Consider the following 6,244-nt stretch of genomic DNA (forward strand, 5'->3'; position numbering starts at 1 on the left):
CCGCACCCCCGTCCGCCCCCGTCAGCGGCGCCCCCGGCGTGACGTCGTACACCTCACTCGCCCCCGCCCCGCGCAGCGCGTCGCGGATGACGTCCAGCGCGTAGCGATCCGCGTCCGGGCGGGCCACCAAAGCCACCCTCCCGCGCACGTCGATCCCGCCCGCCCGCATACGCAACTCATGCGGCCGCGGCCAGATCTGCGGCGTGCCGGCGTCCTCCCGGTCGGGGCTCGCGGCCCCCGGGCCTTCGTCGTCGCCGGCGTCCGGCGCGGCCACCGCGGGCGCCGCCGAGAGCATGCCTACGCCGACCGAAAGGGCAGCCGACCAGACCGCCGCCCGCGCCGTTACCCTGCGCTTGCTCCCGCGCACCGGCCGTAACTCCCCTCACAACACCGCCAATAGGCGAAGAGCCCACCACCGCGGGGCGGGGGGTGTCAACGCGACTGCCCGTTCCGCGAGGTTTGCACCCTGCATACGAGCGATTGCGGGCTGTAGTCGAGTCGGCGCCCCGTGCCGTAAAAAAGCCTGCCGGGTCGCCCCGAATCCGCCATGTCTTCCCGGAGCCCGGACCCGGGGCCGCCAAATCGCCTGCGGATCACGTAATGTGACCTCAAGCACGATTGCGTCTGCGCCGCCGCGAGGCGGGTAAGGACCGACGCATGCTGCACAAGTCTCAAAAGAAGTCTGCCGCCGATCTACGGAGGCCCCTCGTGGGCGCGCACCATCACAGCCACGACCACGATCACGACCACCTGAAATTCGACGCGGGCGCCGACCCCGACTACGGCCTGACCGGCGCCTGCTCCTGCGCGGAGCTGCCGCTGACCAGCGAGCCGCCGCTGTTCGCGGGCGCGCCGCTGACGAGTGAGCCGCCGCTCGCCGCCGATGACAACCTCATCAGCGAGCCGACACCCCCCATGCACTTCACGCCGACCCCCCAGGTCTGAGAGGCTGCGCAGCGCAACCGAAGCTGCACAGACCGTCACACCTCAACTGGGGGTCCAAGGAATGAGCCTGGACCGGCTGGCCGCCCTGCACGGCGTCGCGACCTCCTTCTCGCCCGCGCCGGGCCGCACCGCCACGGTGCCCGAGGACACCGTCGTGGCCGTGCTGGCCGCGATGGGCGTGGACGCCTCTACCCCGCGCGCGGTACGGGCCGAGCTGGACGCGCATGCCCGCGCCCGGCCGTTGCTGCCCGCCGTCATCACCCGCCGCGCGATCGCGGGTCCCGGCGCCCCGGTGCCCACCGGCCTGCCGGACGGCACCGAGTTACAGGTCGAGGCCGAGGACGGCGCCACCCTCGCGTGGAGCGCCGACCTGCCTCCCGGCGTGCACACCCTGCACGCCGCCGCCCCTGACGGCCGTACGGACTCCGCCGCCCTCGTCGCCGCGCCGCCCCGGCTGCCCGCCCTGGAGAGCCGCGAGCACGGCCTGCTCGTGCAGCTCTACTCACTCCTCTCGCCCCGCTCCTGGGGCATGGGCGACCTCGGCGACCTGGCCGAGCTGGCCGGCTGGGCGGCCCGCGTCCACGGCGCCGGGTTCGTGCAGACCGGGCCGCTGCACGCCGGCGTCCCCGGCCGCCCCGGCGAGGCCGCCGACCCGTCCCCGTACCGGCCGTCGTCGCGCCGCTTTCCCGATCCGGTGCATCTGCGCATCGAGGACATCCCCGAGTTCCGCTATCTGCCGCCCGAGCACCGCGCCCGCGCCACCGAACTCGGCGAGCGCGCCGCGGCGCTGCGGCAGGGCGTGCTGCGGCAGGGCGGCAAGGGCGAGCTGATCGACCGCGACGCCGTCTGGCAACTCAAGCTCGACGCCCTGGAGATCATCCGCGAGGTCGAGCTGACCCCGGGCCGCCGGGTCGCGTACCACGCCTTCCTCGCCGAGCAGGGCCCCGCCCTCGACGACCACGCCACGTGGTACGCGCTCGCCGAACTGCACGGCCCCGACTGGCGCTCCTGGCCCGACGGCCTCGCCGACCCCCGTTCGGCGGCGACCTCCCGGGCCCGGCATGTGCTGCTCGACCGCATCGACTTCCACTGCTGGCTGGCCTGGCTGACCGACAACCAGCTGGCCCGCGCCCAGCGGATCGCGAAGGACGCCGGGATGGCGGTCGGCATCGTCCACGACCTCGCCGTCGGCGTGCACCCCTCGGGCGCCGACGCCTGGGCGCAGCAGGACTCCTTCGCCGCCGGCATGTCCATCGGCGCCCCGCCCGACGCCTTCAACCCGCACGGCCAGGACTGGGGCCTGCCGCCCTGGCGCCCGGACGCCCTCGCGGCCGGCGGCTTCGGCCCGTACCGGGAAGTGCTGCGCAACCTGCTCCGGCACGCGGGCGCGCTGCGCATCGACCACGTCATGGGCCTGTCCCGGCTGTGGTGGGTCCCGGAGGGCGCGAAGCCCGCGCACGGCACGTATGTCACGTACGACCAGGACGCGATGCTCGGCGTGCTGGCCCTGGAGGCGCACCGCGCCGGCGCCCCCGTGATCGGCGAGGACCTCGGCACGGTCGCGCCCGCGATGCGCGAGGCGCTCGCGGAACGGGGGGTGCTGGGCACCTCGGTGCTGTGGTTCGAGCGGGATTACGGCGACGGCGCCACCGGCCACGCCCCGCCGCTGCCACCTGAGCGCTGGCGCCCGGACTGCCTGGCGGCCGCGACCACCCACGACCTGCCCAGCACCGCCTCCCGCCTGACCGGCGGCCATGTGGAGCTGCGCCACCGCCTCGGCCTGCTCGACGTACCGCAGGCGCAGGCGGCGCAGGAGGAGGCCGTCGAAGTGGGGGAGTGGCTCGAACTCCTCGCCCGCACCGGCCTCCTGGGCGAGGGTCCGCACGACGCGCAGACGGCGATCGCCGCCGTGTACCGCTACCTCGCCCGCACCCCGGCCCGCCTCATCGGCGTCTGGCTCCCGGACACGGTCGGCGACCTGCGCCCGCAGAACCTCCCCGGCACGGTGACCGGCTACCCGAACTGGCGCCTCCCGATCGCCGACGCGGAGGGCACCCCGGTCACCCTCGACGAGCTGGCGACCTCCCCGCGGGTACACGACCTGCTGACGCAGCTACGGGACGAACTCGGCCACTGATCCGAGGAATTGGGCGGGAGCTCTTCACGACGCTGGCTCTTTACGGGACCATGCCAACTCAACCCCCGTATAGGTCCGATCACTTGGGAGAGGTCCCGTCGTGAGAAGAGCCGTCTCCGTGCTCGTCGCCGCGCTACTGCCGGCGCTGTTGCCGGCCCTGTTGCTGCCCGCCTCCTCCGCCCGGGCCGCGGGCGACTGTTCCGGAAAGGTCGAGCCCGCCACTTTCATGGAGATCGAGGACTGCGACACCCCGGACCGCATCATCGAGAAGGCCGCCAACGTTGTTCCGAGCAAGGGGCAACGCGCCTGGCAGCAGCGCGAGATCACCGCCTTCACCCACTTCGGCGTGAACACCTTCACCAACCGCGAGTGGGGCTCGGGCGCCGAGGATCCGAAGACCTTCGCGCCGGAGAGTGGTGTGGACGTCGCGCAGTGGATGGACACGTATCGGGCCATGGGCGCCGAGCTGGCGATGCTCACGGCCAAGCACCACGACGGCTTCAACCTCTACCCGACGCGCTATTCGCCCCACAGCATCAAGAACAGCGGCTATGAGGGCGACTTGCTTCGTACGTACGCCACTGAGGCCCGCAAGCGGGACATGAAGGTCGGCGTCTATCTGTCTCCGGCCGACGGGTCGGAGGTCCCGCACGCCTGGCACGCCGACTGGCTGGAGAAGCTGGCGGCCAAGCAGGAGGCGGGCGAGGAGCTCACGAGTGTCGAGAAGACCGCCCTCGAGGACGGCGGTCCGCCGTCGGGCCTCGGCCGGTACGGCAACGGCAGCGCGGAGACCGTACGGACCATTCCCACCCTGGCGGAAGGGGATGACCGGCGGGCGAAGGTGGCGAGCGGCGAGCTGCCGACCTTCAAGATCAAGGCCAATGACTACGACGCGTACTACCTCAACCAGGTCTACGAGATCCTCACCGAGTACGGGCCGATCGACGAGTTCTGGCTCGACGGGGCGAATCCGTGGCGGGACGCGGGGGTCGAGCAGAAGTACAACTTCCGCGCGTATTTCGAGCTCATCCACGCGCTGTCGCCGGACACGGTGATCTTCCAGGGCTTCAAGGGCATTCGCTGGGTGGGGAACGAGAAGGGCATCGCACGTGAGACGGAGTGGTCGGTCACTCCGCATCAGGTGGATCCGCGGGAGAATCTCGCCCCGCTGCCCAATGACTCGACGGATCCCGACATCGGCTCCCGGGAGAAGCTCCTGGGGGAGGGCGTGAAGTACCTGCAGTGGTATCCGGCGGAGGCGGATGTCTCGAATCGGCCTGGCTGGTTCCATCACCCTGACCAGCAGCCGAAGACGTCGGCGGAGCTGGTGGACCTCTATGAGAAGAGCGTCGGGCGGAATGCTCCGCTGCTGCTCAATGTCCCGCCGGCGAAGGACGGGCGGATCTCGGACGCCGATGTGCGTGAGCTGACGGCCTTCGGGGAGCGGGTGCGCGCGGTGTACGGCGAGAACGTGCTGGCGGGGGAGGGTCCGCAGACTTTTGACCGGGTGCGCCTGGCGGAGGACATCAGCCGTGGTCAGCGGGTGGAGGCCTTCACGGTGCAGGCGCGGGATCCGGCGACGGGGGCGTGGCGGGACATCGCCTCGGGCACGACGATCGGCGCATATCGGATCCTGCCGCTGGCCGAGCCGGTGACGGCTGATGCGCTACGGGTGCGGGTGACCGAATCCCGTGCCACGCCGCACCTGAAGCCGGTCACGGCCCATCTCAGTACTGCAGGTCAGGGCGGCTAGCGGGACCCCGCGCGCGCGGGGCGGGCAAGTGTTCGCTAAGTTGGGGACGTGGTCAACAAGAACGCCCTGCGCGCCGGAACCCTCTCGGCCGGCACCTCGCTGATGCTGCTCCTGTCGTCCCCCGCCTTCGCGTACACCCCGGACGACGGCGACGACCCCGGTCCCGGCCTGAGCGCCGCCCAGACCCTCGGCCTGTACGTGGGGCTCCCGCTGCTCGTCTTCGCGGTGATCGCCGGCCTGGTGCTGGCGCTCGATCGGTCGCGGGACAGCGACATCGAGACGGTCAGCGCGCAGGCGAAGTCGCGCGGCTGAGTCGCGTCCCTTCTTCTGTTCATTCAGTAAAACTGAACAGCACCATCGAAAACTTTCGATGGACCTGACAGTTCCTCGCCGGTGATGATCGGTTCCGTAAGCGAACGGAACCATCACCCGGAAGGGGAACTGTGTCAGTCCTGGACCGCCCTCGCGCGACCACTTCGATCACCACCACCACCACCGCTGCTGCCCGTAAGGGCGCCCGCGCAGGCCTGCTGCTGGCGGCTGTCGCGACCGTGGTGTGGTCGGGCAACTTCGTCGTCGCCCGGGCGCTCCATGACGCGGTGCCTCCGGTGCAGACGGCGTTCTGGCGCTGGGTGATCGCCCTGCTTGCGGTGCTGCCGCTGGCGTGGCCGCAGCTGCGGGCGCAGTGGCCGGCGCTGCGCCGTCACGCGGGGTATCTGACGGTGGCGTCGCTGCTGGGCATCGCCTGCTTCAACACCTTCATCTACCAGGCGGGTCAGTCGACCTCGGCGACGAACATGGCCGTAATCGCCGCCGCGTCCCCGCTGCTGATCGTCGTCTTCGACCGCTTCACGGGGCGCCGAATCGGCGGCCGTCGCGCGACGGGCATGCTGATCGCCCTGGCGGGCGTCCTGGCCCTGGTCGCGAAGGGCTCCCCAGCGGCCCTGCTGGAGCTGGACTTCGCCACCGGCGACCTGTGGATGCTGGCCGCGGGCGCCACCTTCGCCGGCTACAGCGTCCTGCTGCGGCGTCGCCCGAAGGAGATCAGCGGCATCGTCTTCCTGTGCGCCACCTTCGCGGTGGGCGTGCTGCTGCTGGCCCCGGCGTACGCGATCAGCCTGTCGGCACAGGGCGGCTTCGCCCCGACGGCGTCGACGGTCGGCCCGCTGCTGTACGTGGGCGTCTTCTCGTCAGCGATCGCGTACTTCACCTGGAACAAGGCGGTCGCGCTGGTGGGCGCGGCGCGAGCGGGGATCGTGTACTACCTGCAGCCGCTGGTGGTGGCTGTGCTGTCCTTCGCGCTGCTGGGGGAGGGCGTGACGGTGGTGCAGGTGGGGTGCATGGCGGTGATCGTGGGGGGTGTGGCGCTGGCCGCGAAGGAGCGGAAGGCGGACCGGTGACCGGTGGGG

Annotated in this window: 6 protein-coding genes; 5 read left to right on the forward strand and 1 reads right to left on the reverse strand. The window is 71.6% G+C overall.

The window, feature by feature from the left end; all coding sequences use genetic code 11:
- The coding region (locus G5C51_RS44175) for a beta-N-acetylhexosaminidase family protein (RefSeq protein ID WP_476715157.1) at nucleotides 1–367 on the reverse strand (367 nt) is incomplete at its 3' end.
- Nucleotides 368–708: 341 nt separating this feature from the next.
- Here G5C51_RS44175 and G5C51_RS38850 point away from each other — a divergent pair.
- The 5 genes from G5C51_RS38850 (at nucleotide 709) to G5C51_RS38870 (ending at nucleotide 6,235) form a co-directional block, all read left to right on the forward strand.
- Nucleotides 709–945, forward strand: coding sequence for a hypothetical protein (locus tag G5C51_RS38850; RefSeq protein ID WP_165245110.1), 237 nt, complete (start codon nucleotides 709–711; stop codon nucleotides 943–945).
- A gap of 61 nt (nucleotides 946–1,006) precedes the next feature.
- Nucleotides 1,007–3,082: a 4-alpha-glucanotransferase gene (malQ, locus tag G5C51_RS38855; protein WP_165245112.1), complete on the forward strand. Its 2,076-nt coding sequence runs from the start codon at nucleotides 1,007–1,009 to the stop codon at nucleotides 3,080–3,082.
- A gap of 100 nt (nucleotides 3,083–3,182) precedes the next feature.
- Nucleotides 3,183–4,835 (forward strand): alpha-L-fucosidase, encoded by a 1,653-nt coding sequence (locus tag G5C51_RS38860; RefSeq protein WP_420824906.1) that lies wholly within the window; start codon nucleotides 3,183–3,185, stop codon nucleotides 4,833–4,835.
- A 48-nt stretch (nucleotides 4,836–4,883) separates the two neighbouring features.
- Entirely contained in the window at nucleotides 4,884–5,147 is a 264-nt protein-coding gene (locus G5C51_RS38865; protein ID WP_165245114.1) for a hypothetical protein, read from the forward strand.
- Nucleotides 5,148–5,278: 131 nt separating this feature from the next.
- Nucleotides 5,279–6,235, forward strand: coding sequence for a DMT family transporter (locus tag G5C51_RS38870; protein WP_338118476.1), 957 nt, complete (start codon nucleotides 5,279–5,281; stop codon nucleotides 6,233–6,235).
- Nucleotides 6,236–6,244 lie beyond the last annotated feature (9 nt).

The organism is Streptomyces coryli, from assembly GCF_011044975.1.
Lineage (GTDB): Bacteria > Actinomycetota > Actinomycetes > Streptomycetales > Streptomycetaceae > Streptomyces > Streptomyces coryli.

Excerpts from the sequence above, each read along its gene's own strand:
- malQ (WP_165245112.1), top strand. The coding sequence starts at position 1,007 with ATGAGCCTGGACCGGCTGGCCGCCCTGCACGGCGTCGCGACCTCCTTC.